Below are 21358 nucleotides of genomic sequence, written 5' to 3'. Positions count from 1 at the left end.
GTAATAATCAGCTTTTGGTCTAAAATAGCTTTTTATTTTTAAGAAATAGCATAAGCTATCATCATCCACGCTGCCCAATTATACTAATTTATTTTTTCTAATACGGCTTCAAAATAGGTGCTGCTTACAGGAGCGGTTTTATTGGTTAAAGTAACCTGGTGGCGCTCGATTTTGGTTATTTTGGAGCTGTTGACAATAAATGATCTGTGGGTCTTAACAAAACCCTTTGGCAGGAGGTTTTCTACCTCGTTCAGGGTCATTCGGCTGAGTAACTTTTCATCGGACAGGTGAAAGGTGACATAGTTACCATTGGCTTCACAAAACAGCAGCTCTTCAAAATTCACCTTTACCTGGTCGTAACCTGTTTTGATAAACACCGAACCGGATTTTGTATCGTATCTTAGATCATGGAGTTCCTGTGCTTTTTGACAGGCTTTGAGGAAACGGCCCAGGTGGAATGGTTTAAGGAGATAGTCCACCGCATCCAATTCAAAACTTTTGACAGCATGCTCGGAATAGGCCGTGGTGAATACCACCATGGTTTCTTTAGGGATAAGGGCTGCCAGTTCCATCCCAGAAATATCCGGCATCTTAATATCGAGAAACAGCAAGTCGATGTTATTTTCCTTCAGGTATTCCAGTCCTTTGATGCCATCTGTAAAAACTGCTTTTAGTTCTATAAAGGGCACTTTGGCTGCATGGGATTTTACCACCTCCAGGGCCATGGGTTCATCGTCTATAGCAATAGCTTTAAGCATGTAAGTTTTTATATTTAATAGATAAATGTACAAAAAATTCCAGGTCATTTTCTCTTATGATCAGCTCATGCTCATCTGGATACAAAAGTTTTAGGCGTTGGCGCACATTTTCCAATCCTATTCCTGAAGCTTTGTATTCGGGATCTTCCTGGTCTTTTCGGTGGATGCTGTTATTTACATCCAGATGAACCGAACCGTCCAGGCATCTCAGACTGATTTTGATCCATGATTTCTTCTGAAAACTGATACCGTGCTTAAAGGCATTTTCGACAAAGGGCACCAGCAACATGGGGGCTATCATACCTCCGATAGCAGCCTCGTTTCGATTGAAGGTGATTTCGATATTTTCCTGATCTTTGATCCGCAGCATCTGCAGGTCCACATAATTGACCAGATATTCTTTTTCTCTTTCCACTGGAATATTTTCCTGATTGTTTTCATGCAGCATAAATCGCATCATGTCTCCCAGTTTTTGTATACCTTCTCCTGTGCGCTCTGCGGTTTCTTGCAGGGCTGTTCCGTATAGGGTATTTAGGGCATTGAAGAGAAAGTGGGGATTGATCTGGGAGCGGAGAAAATCCATATTGGCTGTTCCCTGGTTTACCTTTACGGATAGGGTATTGATTTGGCCCAAAAATTTATCATATTTAGCAAACATGGCATTGGAAGCCGGAATAATGACAAATATCATGACAATAATCACAGCTATGCCTACCAATAATGCAGTCCCAGATCGTATATTGATCGCCATAACAATAAAAATTGTAGCAAAGAGTGAAGCTAACAGCCAGTAATAAGCTCTAGCTTCACTCTTTCTTCCAGCTTTTTTATAATTATAAATAAGGAAGTAATTATATATTACCACAGCCACTATAGCGGGTATGACCATAGCATATAGGATCAGCACCAAGTCCTGATGGAATTTTTGAGTGCGGAATAGAAAAACCATTACCAGAACATATAGTGTAATAAGCCTTATGATGTTGTATATGGTAAAATCACGTATATCTTCTGCTATGATGATTTTGTTATAGATATATACCAAGATGAAATAAGAGAGGTATAAGGCCACTGTAGAAAAATAAAATGGCATAAATGGATGGTCACCATAATCAGCACCGATATAAAAAGTGGTGCAAATGATCACTGAAATAAAGAAGACCAACAAGGAATAGATAATGAGTTTGGCCTTTTTACCATCCCTTGAAAAGTTTGGGATGATTTTCATATGCATAAAATAGAATGCACCAAATAAGGTCAGAGGGATAACTATGTTAGCTATATGCCTGAATACGACACTTTCGGAAGCCCTTGAAATATAATCAAAGTTGATATTTAAAATATTGGTAAGTATGATGATCAAGAACAGGATGGACATCAGCCACCATTCGATCTGCTTGAATGGTAATGGTTTTTCTTTCATATTAAGTAATGATAATTGAAGCCACATCATCTCCAATGTATAGTGAGGCGATGTTTTCGGAGTACAAGTTGGTATTTATTTCAGTGATTTTAAGTATTCTGTAGCAGAAGTATCTTTCAGATTAATTTGATCAGTCATAGTCACCGTTTTTATTAACGGTTTGTGTGGTTCATTTGCTGAAGGCTTTTCCTGCTGGTACAGGTATAAATTATAGATCAGACCACAAAAGATGATCAGGTACATTTTATGTTTATGGCCAAAAGTTTTCATTTTTTCCTTATTTGTTAATGATTATACAAGAGTAAGCAAGGAATAGAAAGCCAACAATAAAAAGTGACGAATCACTAAAAGTATGGGATGGATGATCAAAAAAATCCCTTACATAAATGTTACAATACTCAGATAGGGAATCAACTCCACTTCAGCAGTGGAGAAAGGTCATAACCCGGACGTCCCCGCTTATAATACCAAAGCGCAAAAAGTATGATGATCAGGATGAATTCTGATAGGTCACCCCAGTAATACATTAGTTTAGCGGCTTCCTGTATCTCCTCCTTACCATGGGGAGAGTTCAGTGGATAGAGATGCGCATACATCAGTTTGCTTAAAAAAGCATGGGCAGCAATGCTGGCAAATAAGACCGCCAACCTGGTAACCAGTCCTGGCCTGGCAGGAGCAGGATCTGGTCCTATGATAGCCCATGTAAACAGATATCCTGCCATCAGAAAATGGATATGGATGGCATGGTGCAGTATGGGGTATTCAATGGTGGCATTATAGATAGGTGTGAGGTAAAGCACATACATACCTCCTAAATTCAGAAACATAGCGGTCAGTGGATGGCTGATAATATGAAAAAAGAAACTCCGCAATAAATAGGTAATTCCTTCAGCTATATTTTTTGAACAGGTTTTGAGTGCCAAGGTTACCGGTGCCCCCATGACCAAAAAGATGGGAGCAAACATGCCGATCAGTAAATGCTGCACCATATGTCCCCTAAGGTCATGGTGTGCCCACTTTACCAAATCTGGCCACATGGCTATAAATAGCAGCAAAGTTCCTATCAAAAAACTTATGCCCCTAGCTGAATTCCAGTTTCTTTTTTTCCAGATAACATAGGCCCAACCAAAACTGTATAATAACCCTACAAAAACAATTATAACAAGCGGGATCCAATCTCCGATGGATGCAGGGGGCATATGATGTGAGGGGTGATCATGCATGGCATTCGGATTACTGAGTGCTATTTAATCCAGACAAATGCCGCTCATGACCATAATATATATAGGTACCGATGGCCAATAAAACAAGGGCTGTGACATTCCACACAATATCATAAGGCAGCACATTGTCCACATATCTGATCTGGTGCAGCCTTAAGACTTTGTGGTTTATAAGGCCGTCAAAAAGCTGGAATCCTCCCATTCCCAAAAAATATCCCGCCCATGCTCGTTTTTTGACCATTGCTTTATTTCTCCTTAAATCCAGGAGTATAAAGAATCCCGCTACAAGGGCTATCAGTTCGGCTGAATGTAATATCCCATCGCTCAAAAGCGCCACTTCAGTGGTAGATAGATCGTAGAAATGGTGCCATGAAAGGATTTGGTGAAAAATTATGGTATCTACAGCAGCCATTACGCCTATGCCGATCAGGACAGCACCCCATAGTGATTTTGTAGGATTGGGTGTTTTGTGTTGGTTATGCATGATGTGGTATATATAGTTTTAAAAATTATTGGAATTGTTATAATTGCAATTTATACAAAAAAGCATAAAAACCAGAAATGAAGTTTAACAATTATCTTAAATATGATATAGATATTTAATACGGACTGCTCTGGTATTATTAGGATAGAATAGTATGAAATATTTCATATGTACCAGTTCTAAAAATTATAAAAATTTATAATAAATTATATACTTTATAAAAGTACCAATAGTTAATTAAGCTGAATGGGATTTAAATTAATTAATTATAAAAAATTTAATCTATTCAAAAAATCATGTAGTTTATAAGCACCACAGATGGATCAATAGATTCAATATGAATCAATATCAATCTGTGGTGCAGAATTTTAACTTATTTTTGGTAATTTCCAACCGTTGTGGTAATCGGCTTTAATCAGTTTATTGGCTTTACTGCTGGTAAACTGACCTTTATCTGCATTCCAGTAAATTTTTTCACCTGTTTTGTAAGCTATGTTACCCATATGGGCATTGATGGCGGCTATGCTTCCTGTCTTGATACCGCAGTTTAGTTTAGAGGCGTCATTAGCTGTGATGGCCGCTACAAAGTTTTCAGTATGTTTGTCCAGTGCTGAGGCTCCATCAGGTTTGACCCTGGACATGTCTGCTATCAGTGGTTTGCCATCTTTTCGTTCCGCTATGATCTCCCATCCACCTCGGTTTACGACCAAAGTGGCATTATTGCCTATAAATGCAATCCCTTCATTATAGCCGAAGTTTCCGCTGTCTATGCCTGTGCCGTGTTCCCATAGCATATTAAATCCATCATATTCATAGACAGTCTGAAGGGTATCTGGAGTTTCGGATGCATCTTCCGGATAAGCCAACTTACCTCCTGAGGCCATGATGGATTTAGGTGCAGTGACACCCATGGCGTGAAGCGCTATATCGATCTCATGTACTCCCCAGTCTGTCATCAGTCCACCTGCATAGTCCCAAAACCACCGGAAGTTAAAATGAAAACGGTTTGGATTAAAAGATCTTTTGGGTGCCGGCCCCAGCCACATATCATAATCTACGCCCGGAGGCACTTTTCCATCCGCTGCTACGGGCACAGGTTTCATCCAGCCTTGGTATGCCCAGCATTTGACCAGACGTATGTTGCCAAGTTCACCCGATTTTACAAAATTAATGGCATCGGCATATTGAGAGCCGCTACGTTGCCATTGGCCTACCTGGACCAGCTTCCCATAGCGTTCTTGTGCTTTAACCATAAGGTTACATTCTTCTATGGTATTGGCTAACGGTTTTTCTACATATACATGTTTTCCTGCAGAGAGGCTGTCGATAAGGTTCAGCGCGTGCCAATGATCGGGTGTGCCGACGATGACCACATCCACATCTTTATCTTCTAGCATCTTACGGTAATCATTATATAGTTTAGGCTTTTTACCTCGTAATTTTTCTACATCAGCAGCTCTTTCATTCAATACCCTTTCATCGATATCAGCAATGGCCGCACAATGTATCTGGGGCATTTTCAAAAAGGATGACATATTAGACCAACCCATGCCTTTGGCCCCAATGAGACCAAAATTAAGGCGATCATTTGGACTGATTTTTCTTACCAGGGCATCCAGTTGGGAGGCATTGATAAATGAAGGAATACTAAGCCCAGCAGTGGCCAGCAATGATTTTTGTAGGAATTTTCTTCTGGAGTTCATGATGGTTTTTTTGTCGCTTAGGATTTAGTTTAATTTTCTGACCCAGATATTCCTGAAACTTACCAGATCCCCATGGTCCTGAAGATGGAAAGGCAGTTCTGCCTCATGCTCTTTATAATTAGGTATACCGATGTATTCCGTCGGCCCCTTTAGCTCCACTGCATTTTGTACTACTATGCCGTTATGAAAAACAGTGGCTTTGGCAGGACTTATGACCATTCCATCACTGTTAAATCTAGGAGCAATAAAAATAATATCATAAGTGTTCCATTCTTCAGGTGACCTCATGGCATTCACCAGAGGCGGATGCTGCTTATAAATGCTGCCGGCCTGACCATTAGAGTACGTCCTGTTATCATAGGAGTCCAATATCTGTATTTCATATTTGCCCATGACAAGCAGGCCACTGTTGCCCCTTCCTTGGCTTTTACCTTTAACTACATCAGGGGCAGACCATTCTATATGAATCTGAACATCCCCAAATGATTCTTTTGTTTTAAGGTCCCCACTTCCTGGTACCACAGTAAATGTACCGTTATCTACCTTCCATGGTGCAGTTCCCCCATCTTTTATACCTAAAAATTTATCAAGACTGCTGCCATCAAACAATACAATGGCGTCTGAAGGGGGAAGATGGTTTTCATTGGCTGGAGTGACTACTCTCGGTTCTGGTTCCCAAAATTCAGTAGCTTCTGGCGGAAGTTTAATGTCCTGCTGCTGCGCTAATATGGGGAAAGCTGCCAAAACAGCGATTACCGTGATACGGCAAGTTAATTTAATGTTCATAGTTTTAGGTTTAATGAGGTTTATTATCAGCATCCAAGATAAATGATTTGTGCTTAAAATCTTATACCACCAGAAAAAAAATATTAAGTTAAATGGTTTTAGCTATAATTTTGGCTGCTTTCAATAATTTGATCGAATAGCATTCATTGGGGTGATATTATAATTACTTCATTATATTTTATCTAATTTTTCTCTGGTCATTTCCCCATATTGATTGCCGGTATTGAGGGTAGTGGCTGGTTCAAACAGCATGACAGCGACTTCTTCTTTGGCTACTGGCCTATGTTCTGTACCCTTTGGCACTATCAGGAATTCATTGTCTTTTAGTATGACTTGCCTATCTCTAAACTCTATTATCAACTCACCTTTTATAATAAAGAACAATTCATCTTCGTCTTCATGTGAATGCCATACAAATTCGCCTTTCAGTTTTGCTACCTTTACCAGTTGGCCGTTAAGTTCACCAACGATACGTGGGTTCCAATGATCGCTAAATAGGTTGAGCTTTTCATTTATTTTTACTTTTTCCATAAGAAGATATCATTTAAGTTTAAATATAGCGAGACATCTTAATATTTTTAAGAATATGAAATGCCAATAATTGACAATATACCTGAACATGTTTGATAAGCGCTTTCCTTATAACAGCTTCCTGCTATAATCATATTATTGGTTATAAATAAGATTTAGCGTTTCCGTATAAAGCAATAACAGGGAAGGAGTAAACCCTTCCCGTTATAATTAGGCCAATACTGCTGCCTTTTGGACCGGTCTATTTTGAATGATTGTCTTAATATGGGCGTACCATTCATCGAGGAGTGGCTTTTCATTTTGGACATCTGAAAAGACTTCACTGTCATAGAAGCTAAGCTTGTATCTTTCCTGTTTTGCCCCCAATAGGATAAGGTCCAATCTATCGATTACCTTATAGCTTTCTTTTCCAGTGCCATTCAAATGATGGTTTTCATGGATGATCACCTGGTTTACCTCATTCAGGTCAATGAATATTTCCTGAGGTTCGCTTCCGGTATTTATAAAGATTAATTTTCTGGCCTCATGGTCTATGGCAATGGCATACCTGTGTCTCCAGCTTTCTATCTTATGAACTTTCAACCCATGTTTTAAGAAAGCATTTTCCATCTGCAACAGGAGTGCTTTTTGGGTTTTATTGTTTTTTCTAATATTAAGTATTATAGGTGTCATAAAGGCAAACAATAGCACCATGGATATTGCCAAGCCTATAAAATTAATTTCAATCATGTTATATAGGTAGATGTATAGGATTGTACTGAGCGTATCTGTATGAAAGCTTCAATCCTATGAGTTTAAACTTATTTTTACTGCCAATCAACAGGGGTAATAAAATAGAATCTACCAGAAATAAGCAAAAGGAAATATGATGTCGGATTTGGTAAACTGAAGATTTACCTGATGAGTCAATACCCACTGAATGACTGATCGACTGCCATGGAATGCATCCAATGAAAAAGTGGGCAAAGTGTAGAAAAGTGTACTCCCCAAGTCAATCCGTGAGGAATAGGTATCTAGATATTCAATACATATCCCGTCAGTATTTAAATAATCTACGCCAAGATGGGACTGATGAATGGATAGATCGTCTTGGGGCCGATCAAGATTGCCATTTTTATATGCCGTAGGTAGGCAGATCTGAACTAAAATAGTCAGACACAGCAACCATATAGATATAAACCTCGCATTTTTCATCATATAAAATTACATAAAAATTAGGCCAGAATTTGAGCTTTTGCACCAATATTAAAGAAATCAATACAATTCCATATAACAGTTACTAATCACCCTCTGGTTATAAAACCATAATTAACCGAATATTAGAACTAAAAAACCTATTTGAATCGTATATTTTTAATTTAATGGTTTAAATTTTAACTATATTTTATTAATTTGACATAATAATTGAAATAAAAGGTATAAATTTAACCCTGTATTTGAAATAATCGAAATTTTTGTTTTTAATCATTGTATCAGCAAAGGACTTGATAAAACATGACCCCAACAGAAACTCACTATGTAATAAGCCAATTGTAGTCTTAATCTATCAAACCTCTATTAATCAACAATATGTTAAAAAAAATAAACCGCAGAGATTGGATCAAGTCCAGTATGTTAGCAGCAGGAGGGGTAGCTTTCTCTCCCTTAATGGGCTATGCCAATATGACTACCACATTGATATCCAAAAGTGTACTTTTGGAAGAGTTGCCAAAATTCGTAGTCGATGAAGCTAAATTAGTGGCTAGGCTTTCTGCCAATGAAAACCCTTATGGACCGGCACCAAAAGTAGTCCATGCGATCACCAATGCAGTTATCTCCGGCAACAGGTATGGGCATGGCGATGCAGCTACCCTGATTGATATGATCGCAGAAAAAGAAGGGGTAACACCTGATCACATCATGCTGGGGCCAGGATCCACAGATTTGCTGGAAAAGACGGCCATAGTCAGGTTTAAAGAAGGAGGTAACGTAGTTTCTGCAGACCCTGCTTACATGTCTTTGATCAATACAGCTCAATCTATGGGTGGGAGCTGGAAACCAGTTCCTTTAATGAAAGATTTCTCCCATGACCTGGACAAAATGACAGAAGCAGTAGACAAGGAAACCAAATTGGTCTATATCTGCAACCCAAACAATCCTACAGGTTCAATAACAGACGCAGGCAAACTGAAGAAATTCTGTGATAAAGTTTCAGTGAAGGCTCCCATATTTGTAGATGAGGCCTATCTGGAATTTATGGATAATCCCGCATCACAGTCGATGGTAAGCTTAGTAAGAGAAGGTAAAGATGTGATGGTAGCCAGGACATTCAGCAAAATACATGGTATGGCAGGCCTTAGGATCGGCTATCTGGTGGCTACACCGGAGCGTATAAAAAACATCTCCAGTATGGTAAGAGGTACCATGGGACTATGTGTCACATCTCTTCAGGGAGCTATAGCGAGCATGAAGGATGAAGCTTTTCTGACAGATTGTAAGCATAAAAACCAAGAATGTAGAGCATATACTATGTCTTCTATTTCTGCTCTTGGATATGAGATCATACCTTCTGTTGCTAATTTTTTGATATTCCCTATCCGCATGGATGGGCAGGAATTTTTAAAAGAAATGTATGACAGTGGAGTGGGGATTAGAGTGTTCAATATAGGGGATAAACCATGGTGCAGGGTCAGTATGGGAACTATGGATGAAATGAAACTATTTGTCAGTACATTCAAAAAAGTTACCGCCTAAATAATAGATCACATATGAGTATAGCTCTACAAAAAACGCTTTCCTTATTGCTCCTAATAGTAATAGGGTTTCTATTAAAGCAAAAATTAATAAAAGAAGATCATAAAAAAGGCTTAAAGACTATTATATTGGATATAGCGCTGCCTGCGATGATATTTGTAGCATTGCTTAAAATAGAGATTAATCCTGACCTATTGATGCTTCCTATTCTAGCTTTAGTCTTTAATGTTATCATGATATTAGGGATCAGGTATGTTCTTCCGGTTCTTGGGATAGAAGCGAATACTCCTTCCATGAGAACCTTGATGTTATTACTACCATCACTGGCTCCAGGGTTATCCTGTTTTCCTTTTTTAGTGGAATACTTAGGGGATGAAGTATTGGCCTGGGGAGCTTTGGCAGATATAGGCAATAAGTTATTTGTCCTATTGATATCTTACCTTTTGGCAATGCACTGGTTTTACAAATCACATCATCTCACAGCTATCTCAAATGGACAGAGAATAAAAGAGTTAGTGATGGCAATGGTAAAGGAACCTATCAATATGGTGATGTTGGTAGCCATTGTGCTGTTGTCATTTGGAATAAGATTAGAGACCATGCCCTTATTCCTGAGTGAATCCATTATCATGTTAAAAAACATGATGACCCCGTTGGTTTTGTTGTTTATAGGGGTAGCGGTAATATTTAAATGGGATCAGTTAAAGATGATTACATCTTTACTCATTTTCAGATCGGGTATTACCTTCCTATTGAGCGGTATCTTTGTACTTCTTGTCCCTTTGCCGTCTGAAGCGGCTGTTATGTTGGCTGTGGTATTTCCTCAGAGCGCCTGCAGTTTTTGGCCATTTGCCCATATGTCAGCTATAAGGGCTATGGAGCTTGAAAAGGATAGTTTGAAAAAGAACATGACCTTTGATCTTGAACTTGGTATCAATGTGTTGGCTTTATCCCTTCCTTTTAGCACTTTGCTTATATTGGGTATCTTTACTTCCGGGTCTTATTTCATGAATCCTTTTCACATACTCTTGGTAGGTACTATTTTACTGGGAGTGGCTTTAGTTCCGAAAATACTCACTTGGGCTAGAAATGCGGATACCAGATGGGATTCCATATTAAAAACATCAAAGCAGTCTATGGAGGAATAGAATATACTTACACCTATTACTGACGATCCCTTTTTTATATAAGATGATTAAATTGATTTTTTTGAGAAATGTTATCCCAAGTAAAACCTTGGGGTAACATTTTTTTTATACATATATAAGTATCAGGTTGATTTTGTATTTTTATGTTCTGCTGTTATAAACCATGCACCGCCTACATAATATCTACTAAGGTTTTATATAAAATCCTCTAAATTAAAAACGCATTATCAATAATAACATTAGGAAGTCCATATATTTCTTTTACCCCTAAAGCTAATCAATGATGTTTTATAACAAGCTAAAGTTTCTGGTGCTATATGTTTTTCTAAGTACTTCGGCTATGGGCCAGGAACTGCCTTCCCCCAAAACGTTTTTTGGCAGTGATATAGGGACTGATTATACTTTGGTCAATTTCACCCAGGCCGAAGCCTATTTTAAAACACTGGCATTATCTGAACGCGTGGAGTGGGTGGATATAGGGCTTACAGAAGAGGGAAGACATCAGCCCATGATGATCATTACTTCCCCGGAAAACCATAAAAACCTCGATAGATTTAAGGAACTTTCCCAGAAACTGGCAAGAGCAGAAATATCGATGGAGCAAGCTAAAATCATGATTTCAGAAGCCAAACCGATTATATGGATTGATGGGGGGCTGCACGCTAACGAAACGGTGGGCACCCACCAGTTGATAGAAACCTATTACCAGTTGGTGACCAGAAATGATGAAGAGACGCTTAAGATTCTTGACGATGTCATCATCCTCTTAGCTCATGCCAATCCTGATGGGCATGAAATGATTTCCAACTGGTATATGCGGCCTAATGATCTAAAAAAGCGGGATATGAGCATTCCGGCACTTTATCAAAAATATGCAGGCCATGATAATAACAGAGATTTTTTTATGAACAACCTGAAGGAATCGACCAATATTTCGCGACAGCAATATATAGAGTGGATGCCACAGATCATTTATAATCACCACCAGACCAGCCCTGCTGGTACAGTAGTGGCCGGTCCTCCCTATCGTGACCCATTCAACCATGCCCTGGACCCCATGCTGATCACTGGCATAGATGGCGTTGGGGCAGCCATGATCAATGGACTATATGCGGAAGGTAAACCAGGTTACACACGGTTGGGCGGTTCTCCCTATTCTACCTGGTGGAACGGAGGCTTAAGGACTACTCCTTATTTCCATAACATGATTGGTATATTGACGGAAATCACCGGTAACCCTACTCCTTCTGCCATACCCTTTGTGCCAAGCCGGCTATTGGCTAATAATAATACACCTTTTCCAGTTCAGCCTCAGCCCTGGAGCTTCAGGCAGTCTATTGATTACTCGGTTTCCTTAAATTATGCCGTACTGAATTATGCAAGGTCAAATGCCCATAACCTGCTTTTTAATATCTATAAGATGGGTAGAAATGCAATAGAAAAAGGCAATCAAGACACTTGGAGTCCTTTGCCAAATTACGTAGAGCGCATCGAAAAACAATATGCAGCTGACAGAAAAGAGGGGAAAGTAAATCAGGACGATGATTTACCGTATAATAGGAGGGGAGGAGTTCCCAATTCTTATTATGAAGCTGTATTTAAAGATAAGGACTTAAGGGATCCGAGAGGTTTTATCATTCCGGCAGACCAAAGTGATTTTCCTACCGCAGTTGATTTTGTCAATGCTTTGATCAAATCCGGGATACAGATTCATCAGGCCACTTCTGACTTTACGGTTGGCGGTAAAAATTATCCCATAGGTTCCTATATAATAAAAACAGCACAGGCCTTTAAGCCTCATATATTAGATATGTTTGAGCCACAGGATCACCCCAATGATTTTCAATACCCTGGAGGCCCTCCTATCAGGCCTTATGATGCGGCTGGTTGGACTTTGGCTTTTCAGATGGGGATAGTGTTCGACAGGATACTTGACGGTTTTGAGGGTCCGTTTCAGGAACTGCCATACGGAGCGGTTCAAAAGCCACATACTCCCCAAGTAAATGAATCCCAAGGTTTCCTTTTAGATGGAGGTGCCAATAATGCCTTTATGGTAGTAAATAGATTATTGAAAAATGGTGCCCAAGTTTACCGTGTGGACCAAATGATAGATGGGGCGGCCATTGGGTCATTTTATGTATCTGGAGATTACAAGGATATATTAGAAGATGCAGCAAAGGAATCGGGAATAAAACTGATTCCCGTCAATACTGGTATTCCTATGACAGCGACTGAGGTAAAGTCTTCTCGTATAGCGCTGTACGATTATTATGGTGGATCCATGCCATCGGGCTGGGTGAGGTGGATTATGGAAAAATATCAATTTGACTATGAAGTAATATTTCCGCAGGATATAGACAGGGGCAATCTTAATAGCAAGTATGATGTAATACTGTTTATCAGTGGAGGTATACCCCGCACCCTTAGCAGTTCTGATGATTCGGGGGGCAGACAGCCGGAAGCAGAAAATATACCTAAAGAATTCCACAGCATGCTGGGTAATATCTCTTCCGACAAATCACTTCCTGAACTGGTAAAGTTCTTGGAAAATGGAGGGAACATAGTGACAGTCGGCAGCAGCACCCATTTAGCATATCATCTGGACCTGCCTATTAAAAATGCCCTTACTGAAATTGATAAAGATGGTAAAGAAAAACAGCTTCCAGGAGAAAAATATTATATCCCTGGAAGTATACTGATCGCGAGGATCAATCATGAACATCCATCCAATTATGGTATGGAGCAATACGCAGATGTCATGTTCAATAACAGCAATGTGTTCAAATTAAAGCCGGAGGCCGGAAATGCCGGCATAGAGCCGCTGGCATGGTTTGACCGGCCCGATCCTCTAAGGAGCGGTTGGGCATATGGGCAATCTTATTTGGAAGATGGGGTTTTGGCTTTTCAGGTACCTGTTGGAAAAGGGACCTTCATAGCTTATGGTCCTGAAATCACCTTCCGGGCTCAGTCCTTTGGTACATTTAAGATGCTGTTCAATCATCTGCTGAAAGCTTCAGATAAGATGAATATAGAGACTGTTCATAGGTCTGAATGAATACCTTATTCAAAGAATAATATAGGCGTATATTATGCGCCTATACCTTTGTGTAAAAAATTCCTCACTGATTACCAACGTAGGTACATTCGGTAAATAAACTGGGGAAAACATATGCTTCAGATTTATCTAGTACTAGAGTGGTAGGCCTAAAGCTTTTATAACGTACATATAGCTTTTATCTAAGTTTTGGCTGCCTATACCTAGCTACTTATATGGCTATTACTTAGCTGTTACTTGCCTTTAATACATTGGTTTTTTTCTTATAATCATGTATATATATGATTTTCAAAATATTAAGTGGTATGAATCTGGGTTTTATTTTTAAAATAAGCTCAATTTTTGAGTAACTCGTCATAATTTTTTTTCGGTATCTTTCAGAAAGGATCAACCGGTAATATGGATATATAATGTTAAAATCTTGAAAGAGGGGAATACCTGTAGAAAAGGATTAGTCTTTTTAAATAGCATTGAACTTCTACTACTATTCTTATCATTAGGATTGGCATTATATAGTAAATTACTATAGTTAAAAATCATGCTATGCCCAACTTTTCAATCTATCAGTTAAAACCAAGAAGGTGGAGTATGTAATTAATGATGTACAGCACAAAGACTCCTTGATGAAACTAGTGGATTATAAATGGTAAAATATGTAAAAATTCACTTACAAATCATGTCTTTCAAATTAAAATCCAATTTATTAAAGACCTTTACCTAGTACTATTCATTTCTCGAATCTGCTTAAAATTATTAATCTTATATACTGGGGAGATTAAAATTATAAGTAAAATTGTTTTATTAAATTACCTATAGAAAAAGAACATTATTCTTTCCTCCAATGACTTACCTTCTCAAAATAATTTCAATCACTTTATTGATTGGCATCACTTCGGGTTGCCATAGCTCCACCTTGGGAGCAGATGGTGCTTCACCCCCTTCCCATCAGCTTTGGAATGAACTACTTAGCCTTTATGTGACGGAGCAGGGGAAAGTGAATTACAAAGGTCTTATAAAAGATAAGCCTAAACTTGAACGCTATCTTTACACTCTCAGCAGTTCCCCACCGGATAAAAACACCTGGTCGGAGCAGGAACAACTGGCCTATTGGATCAATGCCTATAATGCCTTTACCGTAAAACTGATAATAGATCACTACCCTGTAAAAAGTATTCAAGATCTTCATCCAACCTTTAAAATACCATTGATCAATACCGTCTGGCATAGGAAGTTCTTTCAAATAGGTGGGGAGGATGCCAGTCTGGATGAGATAGAGCATAAAATTCTCAGAAAGGAATTTGATGAGCCCAGGATTCATTTTGCTATCAACTGTGCTTCGGTTTCATGTCCTCCTTTGAGAAACGAAGCTTATGAAGCAGCTATACTGGAACGGCAACTGGATGAGCAGGCACGGATATTTATCAACCATACCAGATATAATAAACTGGGTACAGATAGGATTGAAATATCCCCCATTTTCAGTTGGTTTAAAGCAGATTTTACCACCCAAAGCAGCCTTATTGACTATTTGAACAAATATGCCAAAAACCGGATCCATCCAAATGCAAAGGTAACCCATATGAAGTATAACTGGGATCTGAATGAATAGCCTATGCGTGAAATAAGTTTGATCATTCCTGTCTATCGGGATAAAGAGGCTCTGATAAAATTGCTGATGCATCTCAGAAATGCTGCTTACAATGAGCACCTTGATATCATAGTGGTCCAAGCGGATGAGTCATTTGATTTTTCACAAAAGGCAGCTTTAAAATTAAAGGTATTAAATTCCCATAAAGCAAGCCGGGCCCTTCAGATGAACCTAGGTGCTGCCGAAGCCAGGGGGGAGATTTTATATTTTGTCCATGCAGATGCACTTCCCCCGCTCAGTTTAGTCGAGGATATCAATCTGGCTATCGACAAGGGGTACTTAATGGGTGGGTATAGGTTGAAATTCGATCCAAATGCTATTTTGCTAAACCTCAATGCCTATATGTCCAGGTTTCAAACTTTTTATAGCGGAGGAGGAGATCAGACCCTTTACATTCCCAAAAAAGTGTTTTCAGAACATGGCGGTTATGACAATAATTTCTGTATCATGGAAGATTTTGAATTTGTACATAGACTAAAAAAGAAATATGGATATTATATTATCCCAAAAGAGGTGATAGTTTCTTCCAGAAAATATAGATGTAACAATTATTTTCTGGTAAATTACACGAACTACAGGGTATTTCAAATGTATAAGAAGGGAATAGCTTCTGAAATAATAAAGGCGTATTATTATGCTGCTTTAAGCAGAGAAAAATAAGTATAGCGATCAATACAGTGGCCCAAATTAATCAAAATCAAAAGCATATTGTAATCATAGGTAACGGGATATCAGGAATCACCTGTGCCCGTCATATCAGAAAGCAGGACAGCGATATCCGGATTACGATCATATCCGGGGAAACAGAACATTTCTATAGCAGGACTGCGCTCATGTATATCTATATGGGTCATATGAAGTACCACCATACCAAACCTTATGAAGATCATTTTTGGGGAAAAAACCGGTTAAACCTGGTGCATGATTGGGTGACGGAAATAGATATTGACAATAAGAAGTTAAATCTAGAGCAATCACCACCCATCGAATACGACCTGCTTGTATTGGCTTTGGGTTCAAAGTATAATACATTTGGATGGGAAGGGAAGGATCTTAAGGGGGTACAGGGATTGTATAATTATCAGGATCTTGAGGATATGGAAGCCAATACCAGGAACTGTCAAAGAGCGGTAATCGTAGGGGGCGGACTGATCGGGATTGAGATGGCAGAAATGCTACGAAGTCGTCATATACCGGTTACCTTTTTGGTACGGGAAAAGGAATTCTGGAACAACATCCTTCCAGAGGATGAAGCCAGACTGGTGGGAAGGCACATTAGAGAACATCATATAGATCTTCGACTGGAAACTGTACTGGATAAAATCATAGATGACGGAAACGGTAAAGTTAAAGCGGTTATCACTCAATCAGGGGAAGTAATTCCCTGTCAGTTTGTAGGACTCGGAGTGGGCGTGAGTCCTAATATATCCCTGATCCAAGATACACCCATAGAAGTGGATAGAGGTATCTTGGTAGATGAATATTTTGCTACCAATATCGAAGGGGTATATGCTATTGGGGATTGCGTACAGTATAGAAATCCACCGCCAAGCCGCCCAAAGGTAGAACAGGTCTGGTATACCGGAAGGATGCATGGAGAAACCCTAGCCTATAATCTGACCCACAAGCCTGTGCCATACCAACCCGGTCCATGGTTCAATTCGGCCAAGTTTTTGGATATTGAATACCAGACCTATGGTGTGGTACCCTGTGTATGGAAGCATCCTTTAGATTCTTTTTATTGGGAACATCCTGAGGGAAAAATTTGCTTTCGGGCTTTATATGACGGTAATAGCAGACAGTTAAAAGGAGTAAACAGTATGGGGTTCAGGTTACGTCACGAATACTTCGATGTCTTGCTGAAGAGAGGTGGAACTATAGAAGAAGTCATTTCATCGTTACATGAAGCTAGCTTTGACCAGGAATTTGCTGAAGATCATCATCAGCATATCCTCCATGCCTTTGAATCCCAAACAGGGATTAAACTGTACCCAATTAAAAAGAAAAGGAAAGGGCTGCTTGCCCTGTTCGGATTATAATCAGAAATGAAAAATATACAAAAACTCGGACTTTCACTGTTTTTTTTAGCCTTACTCATCTTCAATGTTATCCTTTGTCTGGGTACGTTCCAGCTTACTGAAGAGCGACTGGAAGAGATTGCCAAGGATGAACACTTGGAAGTGCTTAGAAAGGAGTTACGGCCTATGTTCGGAGTAAAGTATACGAACAGCTTTGCCTTTGTATACAACTTTAACAATTACTTGGATGGGTATAATGACCTACAAAAGGATGAGCAGAATTGGGACAGGGTAATATGGGATGATTATACATTGGCAGCGGCAAGGGTATCTAGCGATGGCTTTGTAGCTAATAACCGCTTGGTTCTTTTATTCATGACCTTATTCATGGGGTCTTTCGGTGCTTTGATCTATATCCTGCCACTTTACCGAGGTGAACCAAAGGGAATAAAGCACAATGGTTTGATGTTATCTTCCAACAAAAGAAGGGGTATCATAGGCATTACAGTAGGAATCTATCTAATACTCATATATATATTACTTTATTGGTATCCGGCCTATATCGTCAATTGGGTACTGATAACAGACCCTATCAGTAGGAAGATATCCGGAGGCCCTGCAAGTCAGTGGTTTATGTACGGGGTCATTTATACCCTTGCTATTCTGGTGATGGGCATCCGCATGTTCCGTAAATATTGGGGTAACAGATACCAGATGCTTAGAACGGCCTCTGTGATGTTTTTTCAGTTAAGCTTTGCATTTTTATTACCTGAGATTTTAATGCTATTCAATCAGCCTTACCATAATTTCATCAATATCTGGCCGTTGGATTACACCTTCTTTTTTGACTATAGAATAGACGATATGCTCAGCAGTGGCGCCATCGGTATGCTGATGCTGATCTCAGGAATACTGCTGATAGTGATAGGGGTGCCGCTGATGACTTATTTTTATGGCAAGCGCTGGTACTGCAGCTGGGTATGTGGCTGTGGGGGGCTGGCAGAGACAGCAGGTGATCCTTACCGTCACCTTTCTGATAAGTCTGTTAAATCCTGGAAAATAGAACGATGGATGGTGCACAGTGTATTGGTTTTTGCGGTGGTGATGACAGCTTTTACCATAGTGAATTATTTCACAGGATATGAATGGCTAGGCCATAGCACTGACATGCTGCATGAGTGGTACGGTTTTCTTATAGGGGCTGCATTTGCCGGGGTGGTAGGAGTGGGTTTTTATCCATTTATGGGAAATAGGGTATGGTGCCGATATGGCTGCCCTCTGGCTGCTTACTTGGGCATTGTTCAAAGATTTAAAAGTCGCTTCAGAATTACCACAAACGGCGGACAATGTATATCTTGTGGCAATTGTTCCACTTATTGTGAAATGGGCATAGATGTACGCTGGTATGCCCAGCGGGGACAGAATATAGTGAGGGCCTCCTGTGTAGGCTGCGGAGTATGTTCTTCTGTATGTCCTCGTGGAGTACTTAAGTTGGAAAACGGCAACGAAGAAGGTAGGATATCCGACATGCCGATCATCATAGGCAATAAATCCGTTACGATCAAAAATCAATGATATTAATATATCCTTTTATAGCCGTATATGTAATGGCGATGCTGTTTGTATTTTTTTACAGCCTGGCACAGGCCCACCTACTTTTCATTTTTTTAAAAAAGAAAAAAAACCTTAGCCCAATAGTAATAGCAGATATCGAAGCGTTGCCTTACGTGACGGTTCAGCTGCCTCTCTTCAATGAAAAATATGTAGTGGATCGGCTGATCCATGCAGCTGCGGCTATCCGTTACCCTGCTGCCAAGCTTGAAATCCAGCTATTGGATGACAGTACCGACGAAACAGTACAGATGGTTCAATCCTGTATCCGGCTATATCCTCAATTTGATATTGTACATATACAAAGGGATGATAGAAAAGGGTTTAAGGCAGGTGCGTTAAAAAATGCTTTAGGCTCTGCTAAAGGGGAACTTATAGCTATTTTCGACGCAGACTTTGTACCTGACCCTGATTTTCTTATCAAGACCGTTGGTTTTTTTAAGGATCCCAAGGTTGGAATGGTACAGTCCCGATGGACCCACCTTAATGAAGACTATTCCATATTGACCAGGCTTCAGGCTTTTGCACTGGACGCCCATTTCATGGTGGAACAGTTGGGCCGAAACTGTCAAAAAGCTTTTATTAATTTTAACGGGACCGGTGGTATATGGAGAAAAGCATGCATACTTGATGCCGGCAACTGGGAAGATGATACGCTTACGGAGGATCTTGACCTAAGCTATAGGGCCCAGAAAAAAGGCTGGGAATTCATATACCGTCCTGATATAGCTTCGCCTGCAGAACTCCCGCCGGTGATGTCTGCCATCAAGTCACAGCAGTTTCGATGGACCAAAGGGGGGGCAGAGTGTGCTGTTAAACACCTTAAATCGGTTTTTACACTTCCATTGCCATGGAAAACTAAATACCATGCTACCGCCCATTTGCTGAACAGTTTTATATTTATAGCGGTACTGGTGGCGAGTATCAGCAGCATTCCGATATGGTGGGCGTTTTATGATAACTGGATACCCGAGTATTATTTTCAGGCGGCTGCAGTATTTCTATTAAGTTTTATCGTCATTGCCCTTGTTTACTTCTTTGCCAATCTTAGCCTTTTGAAATTTAGGTTTAAAGGTACTCTACAGTTCCTGTATGAACTGCCGCTTTTCCTTTCTGTATCCATGGGCCTTTCTCTGCACAATTCCCAGGCAGTATGGGAAGGACTGACAGGAAGAAAGTCCCCCTTTATCCGTACGCCGAAGTACAATCTGAAACAGGGTAAGAACAGCTGGCAAAAAAATGTTTACCATCAAATAAATATCCCCCTTACCACCTATGGAGAAGGTTTACTTATGATAATATTTAGTTGTATGGTGATATTGTCTATCTATACAGCTACTTATGAGATGATCATTTTTCATCTTATGTTAGCGATAGGTTATGGGACTGTAGCCATCACTTCCTTGAGATCATATAGAACCGGTTCCATATAAAAATTTATTTGCCAAAGGCACCCTTATGAAAAATCCAATTATAGATATCTTGATGCCGGCTTATAATGAACAAAACAGTGTGCAGCAAGTAATTATGGAGATTCCTGACGTGGTGCGGCATATACTGGTTGTCAATAACAATTCAAATGATGATACTAAAACGTATGCACAGCAGGCCGGAGCAATGGTAATAGACGAACCTCAACGAGGGTATGGAAAGGCTTGTCTTAGCGGTATAGCCCATATTGCTACATTTAATACAGCACCTGACATACTGGTGTTTTTGGATGCTGATTATAGTGACTATCCCGCCCAGCTGAAGGATTTGATCAGGCCGATCATAGAAGATGACTATGATCTGGTGATAGGTTCAAGGGCCAAAGGGAAGCGTGAAAGTGGATCGATGACCCTTCCCCAGCTGTTTGGCAACTGGCTATCAACTACTCTGATGAAATGGATTTATAAAACAAACTACAGTGATCTGGGACCTTTCCGGGCAATTAAGTGGGATAGATTACAACAGCTCTGTATGGAAGATGAGACATTTGGCTGGACCATAGAAATGCAGATCAAAGCTGCCAAGTTGGGGTTCAAAACCACCGAGGTTCCGGTAGATTACCGCCAGAGAATAGGGATATCCAAAATCAGTGGGACGGTCAAAGGGGTATTTGGCGCAGGGTATAAGATTCTTTGGACGATATGGAGGTACAGATGAGGGATGTAGGGTTAGGTAGAGTGTAGGTCGATGACCTGTGTACGGTTAAAATAATATCGCATAGTATAAGTAGGATGCCTATGTATCAG

19 protein-coding genes are annotated in these 21358 nt (G+C 39.8%); 9 read left to right on the top strand and 10 right to left on the bottom strand.

Going from position 1 to position 21358, the window contains the following annotated elements; translation table 11 throughout:
- Positions 1 to 83 precede the first annotated feature (83 nt).
- The 10 genes from EL17_RS09260 to EL17_RS09215 all read right to left on the bottom strand — a co-directional run bounded on the left by EL17_RS09260 (position 84) and on the right by EL17_RS09215 (position 8105).
- Positions 84 to 758 carry a LytR/AlgR family response regulator transcription factor gene (locus tag EL17_RS09260; protein ID WP_035072918.1) on the bottom strand — a complete coding sequence of 225 codons (675 nt, stop codon included), beginning with the start codon at positions 756 to 758 and terminating at the stop codon, positions 84 to 86.
- Positions 751 to 2181 (bottom strand): sensor histidine kinase, encoded by a 1431-nt coding sequence (locus EL17_RS09255; RefSeq protein ID WP_035072915.1) that lies wholly within the window; start codon positions 2179 to 2181, stop codon positions 751 to 753. The genes EL17_RS09260 and EL17_RS09255 overlap by 8 nt, the downstream gene beginning before the upstream one ends.
- 75 nt (positions 2182 to 2256) lie before the next feature.
- Positions 2257 to 2451, bottom strand: a complete 195-nt coding sequence (locus EL17_RS09250; protein ID WP_035072912.1) for a hypothetical protein — start codon at positions 2449 to 2451, stop codon at positions 2257 to 2259.
- Positions 2452 to 2591: 140 nt separating this feature from the next.
- Positions 2592 to 3404 carry a cytochrome c oxidase assembly protein gene (locus EL17_RS09245; RefSeq protein ID WP_051719902.1) on the bottom strand — a complete coding sequence of 271 codons (813 nt, stop codon included), beginning with the start codon at positions 3402 to 3404 and terminating at the stop codon, positions 2592 to 2594.
- A 10-nt stretch (positions 3405 to 3414) separates the two neighbouring features.
- Positions 3415 to 3888 (bottom strand): DUF2243 domain-containing protein, encoded by a 474-nt coding sequence (locus EL17_RS09240; protein WP_035072910.1) that lies wholly within the window; start codon positions 3886 to 3888, stop codon positions 3415 to 3417.
- A 368-nt stretch (positions 3889 to 4256) separates the two neighbouring features.
- Entirely contained in the window at positions 4257 to 5591 is a 1335-nt protein-coding gene (locus EL17_RS09235; RefSeq protein ID WP_035072907.1) for a Gfo/Idh/MocA family protein, read from the bottom strand.
- A gap of 24 nt (positions 5592 to 5615) precedes the next feature.
- Entirely contained in the window at positions 5616 to 6377 is a 762-nt protein-coding gene (locus tag EL17_RS09230; protein WP_164675020.1) for a 3-keto-disaccharide hydrolase, read from the bottom strand.
- Positions 6378 to 6548: 171 nt separating this feature from the next.
- The gene (locus EL17_RS09225) at positions 6549 to 6908 is read right to left on the bottom strand and encodes a cupin domain-containing protein (protein ID WP_035072905.1); all 360 of its coding nucleotides are present in this window, start codon (positions 6906 to 6908) and stop codon (positions 6549 to 6551) included.
- A gap of 210 nt (positions 6909 to 7118) precedes the next feature.
- Positions 7119 to 7637, bottom strand: a complete 519-nt coding sequence (locus EL17_RS09220) for a hypothetical protein (protein ID WP_035072903.1) — start codon at positions 7635 to 7637, stop codon at positions 7119 to 7121.
- A 111-nt stretch (positions 7638 to 7748) separates the two neighbouring features.
- Complete coding sequence (locus EL17_RS09215) at positions 7749 to 8105, bottom strand: hypothetical protein (protein ID WP_164675019.1); 357 nt, start codon at positions 8103 to 8105, stop codon at positions 7749 to 7751.
- A gap of 372 nt (positions 8106 to 8477) precedes the next feature.
- On the opposite strand from EL17_RS09215, the gene EL17_RS09210 reads away from it, so the two are divergent.
- From EL17_RS09210 to EL17_RS09170, 9 genes are all read left to right on the top strand, one after another.
- Positions 8478 to 9641, top strand: a complete 1164-nt coding sequence (locus EL17_RS09210) for a pyridoxal phosphate-dependent aminotransferase (RefSeq protein WP_035072899.1) — start codon at positions 8478 to 8480, stop codon at positions 9639 to 9641.
- Between the two features lie 14 nt (positions 9642 to 9655).
- A complete protein-coding gene (locus EL17_RS09205; protein ID WP_051719901.1) occupies positions 9656 to 10789 on the top strand; it encodes an AEC family transporter in 1134 nt (377 codons plus the stop codon).
- A 280-nt stretch (positions 10790 to 11069) separates the two neighbouring features.
- Positions 11070 to 13844 (top strand): M14 family metallopeptidase, encoded by a 2775-nt coding sequence (locus EL17_RS09200; protein WP_051719900.1) that lies wholly within the window; start codon positions 11070 to 11072, stop codon positions 13842 to 13844.
- Positions 13845 to 14685: 841 nt separating this feature from the next.
- Complete coding sequence (locus EL17_RS09195; protein ID WP_035072897.1) at positions 14686 to 15453, top strand: DUF547 domain-containing protein; 768 nt, start codon at positions 14686 to 14688, stop codon at positions 15451 to 15453.
- Between the two features lie 3 nt (positions 15454 to 15456).
- Entirely contained in the window at positions 15457 to 16152 is a 696-nt protein-coding gene (locus tag EL17_RS09190; protein ID WP_035072895.1) for a glycosyltransferase, read from the top strand.
- Positions 16153 to 16169: 17 nt separating this feature from the next.
- Positions 16170 to 17531, top strand: coding sequence for an NAD(P)/FAD-dependent oxidoreductase (locus EL17_RS09185; RefSeq protein ID WP_240485959.1), 1362 nt, complete (start codon positions 16170 to 16172; stop codon positions 17529 to 17531).
- Between the two features lie 6 nt (positions 17532 to 17537).
- A complete protein-coding gene (locus EL17_RS09180) occupies positions 17538 to 19085 on the top strand; it encodes a 4Fe-4S binding protein (RefSeq protein ID WP_035072892.1) in 1548 nt (515 codons plus the stop codon).
- Positions 19082 to 20554 carry a glycosyltransferase gene (locus EL17_RS09175; RefSeq protein ID WP_035072889.1) on the top strand — a complete coding sequence of 491 codons (1473 nt, stop codon included), beginning with the start codon at positions 19082 to 19084 and terminating at the stop codon, positions 20552 to 20554. The genes EL17_RS09180 and EL17_RS09175 overlap by 4 nt, the downstream gene beginning before the upstream one ends.
- Positions 20555 to 20579: 25 nt before the next feature.
- Positions 20580 to 21269, top strand: coding sequence for a glycosyltransferase family 2 protein (locus tag EL17_RS09170; protein WP_035072887.1), 690 nt, complete (start codon positions 20580 to 20582; stop codon positions 21267 to 21269).
- The last annotated feature ends 89 nt before the right edge of the window (positions 21270 to 21358 follow it).

This window comes from Anditalea andensis, assembly GCF_000714815.1.
Taxonomy (GTDB): Bacteria; Bacteroidota; Bacteroidia; order Cytophagales; family Cyclobacteriaceae; genus Anditalea; species Anditalea andensis.
This window is presented reverse-complemented; position numbering and strand designations above follow the sequence as displayed.

Excerpts from the sequence above, each read along its gene's own strand:
- EL17_RS09260 (WP_035072918.1), bottom strand. The coding sequence starts at position 758 with ATGCTTAAAGCTATTGCTATAGACGATGAACCCATGGCCCTGGAGGTG.
- EL17_RS09255 (WP_035072915.1), bottom strand. The coding sequence starts at position 2,181 with ATGAAAGAAAAACCATTACCATTCAAGCAGATCGAATGGTGGCTGATG.
- EL17_RS09250 (WP_035072912.1), bottom strand. The coding sequence starts at position 2,451 with ATGAAAACTTTTGGCCATAAACATAAAATGTACCTGATCATCTTTTGT.
- EL17_RS09245 (WP_051719902.1), bottom strand. The coding sequence starts at position 3,404 with ATGCATGATCACCCCTCACATCATATGCCCCCTGCATCCATCGGAGAT.
- EL17_RS09240 (WP_035072910.1), bottom strand. The coding sequence starts at position 3,888 with ATGCATAACCAACACAAAACACCCAATCCTACAAAATCACTATGGGGT.
- EL17_RS09235 (WP_035072907.1), bottom strand. The coding sequence starts at position 5,591 with ATGAACTCCAGAAGAAAATTCCTACAAAAATCATTGCTGGCCACTGCT.
- EL17_RS09230 (WP_164675020.1), bottom strand. The coding sequence starts at position 6,377 with ATGAACATTAAATTAACTTGCCGTATCACGGTAATCGCTGTTTTGGCA.
- EL17_RS09225 (WP_035072905.1), bottom strand. The coding sequence starts at position 6,908 with ATGGAAAAAGTAAAAATAAATGAAAAGCTCAACCTATTTAGCGATCAT.
- EL17_RS09220 (WP_035072903.1), bottom strand. The coding sequence starts at position 7,637 with ATGATTGAAATTAATTTTATAGGCTTGGCAATATCCATGGTGCTATTG.
- EL17_RS09215 (WP_164675019.1), bottom strand. The coding sequence starts at position 8,105 with ATGATGAAAAATGCGAGGTTTATATCTATATGGTTGCTGTGTCTGACT.
- EL17_RS09210 (WP_035072899.1), top strand. The coding sequence starts at position 8,478 with ATGTTAAAAAAAATAAACCGCAGAGATTGGATCAAGTCCAGTATGTTA.
- EL17_RS09205 (WP_051719901.1), top strand. The coding sequence starts at position 9,656 with ATGAGTATAGCTCTACAAAAAACGCTTTCCTTATTGCTCCTAATAGTA.
- EL17_RS09200 (WP_051719900.1), top strand. The coding sequence starts at position 11,070 with ATGATGTTTTATAACAAGCTAAAGTTTCTGGTGCTATATGTTTTTCTA.
- EL17_RS09195 (WP_035072897.1), top strand. The coding sequence starts at position 14,686 with ATGACTTACCTTCTCAAAATAATTTCAATCACTTTATTGATTGGCATC.
- EL17_RS09190 (WP_035072895.1), top strand. The coding sequence starts at position 15,457 with ATGCGTGAAATAAGTTTGATCATTCCTGTCTATCGGGATAAAGAGGCT.
- EL17_RS09180 (WP_035072892.1), top strand. The coding sequence starts at position 17,538 with ATGAAAAATATACAAAAACTCGGACTTTCACTGTTTTTTTTAGCCTTA.
- EL17_RS09175 (WP_035072889.1), top strand. The coding sequence starts at position 19,082 with ATGATATTAATATATCCTTTTATAGCCGTATATGTAATGGCGATGCTG.
- EL17_RS09170 (WP_035072887.1), top strand. The coding sequence starts at position 20,580 with ATGAAAAATCCAATTATAGATATCTTGATGCCGGCTTATAATGAACAA.